This window comes from Alcanivorax sp. HI0044 (assembly GCF_001634945.1).
Window position 1 is genome coordinate 1 of the sequence record NZ_LWEZ01000450.1, and the last position, 950, is coordinate 950.

Sequence of the window (950 nt, forward strand, 5' to 3'; positions counted from 1 at the left end):
TGCGTTAAATGCCACAGCCACCGGAAGACGCAATTCTTACAAGCTGGGCGGCCAATGCCGCCCCCTGGATTGCCCTGCTGCAAGGCAAAGGTATCGCCAGCCGCCAGATCACCAATCCGGCAATCGTCAACGCCATTAGTCGCTACCGGCCAGACTCGGTGCTGGATGTGGGCTGCGGCGAAGGGTGGCTCTGCCGGGCACTGGCGGCAGAAGATAACGCGCCGGCCACCGCGATCACCGGCGTGGATGTCATTCCGGCACTGGTGGAAAACGCGCAGGCACAACACTCCGACGGCACCTACCTGTGCAGTGACTATTCGCGATTATCCAGTGCCCTGAGCGGCCAGACATTTGCCGTTATCGTGTGCAATTTTTCACTCTTCGGCGAGGATTCCGTTGCGCAGTTACTGGCGACGCCAGGGCCTGTTAACACTACCGAGATGACGCCTGTTGATACAAACCCTGCACCCACTCATGGCCTGCAAAGGCGATTACCGTTCGGGCTGGCGCACCGGTAGCTGGGCCGGCTGTAGTGACGCCTTCCATGACGCCCCACCCTGGTATTTCCGTACGTTGTCGGACTGGCTGGCACTTCTTCAACAACAGGGATTGCGTGTTCACATGGAAGAACCGCTGGATCCGCAAACGCACACGCCATTGTCTGTCATCTTCCACGCCCGGTAGCCATACACCCTCCCGCTCCAGCCAGCTACAGTAATCCCACAAGCCATAACAAAGTCACGATGGTTAACCTTGCCCGTGCTTTATAGGATTGCCACAGAATCGTTCGCACTCCAACAATAATCACAGTGTGGCTGCCCCATGATACTGCTCTATTTTGCTGTCAGTTTTCTTCTCGGCCTGTTACTTCTGCAAGGCCTGAACCACCTCCTGCGCATCCGTTTTTCAACCACAAAGACTCCGTCGGCCATTCGCGTTCAGCAACCTGC

1 protein-coding gene is annotated in these 950 nt (G+C 57.2%); it reads left to right on the top strand.

Annotated features, from left to right (window positions below; translation table 11 throughout):
• Positions 1-8 precede the first annotated feature (8 nt).
• On the top strand, positions 9-518 hold the full coding sequence (locus A3730_RS05545; protein WP_197468581.1) for a trans-aconitate 2-methyltransferase: 510 nt from the start codon (positions 9-11) through the stop codon (positions 516-518).
• Positions 519-950 lie beyond the last annotated feature (432 nt).

Excerpts from the sequence above, each read along its gene's own strand:
- A3730_RS05545 (WP_197468581.1), top strand. The coding sequence starts at position 9 with ATGCCACAGCCACCGGAAGACGCAATTCTTACAAGCTGGGCGGCCAAT.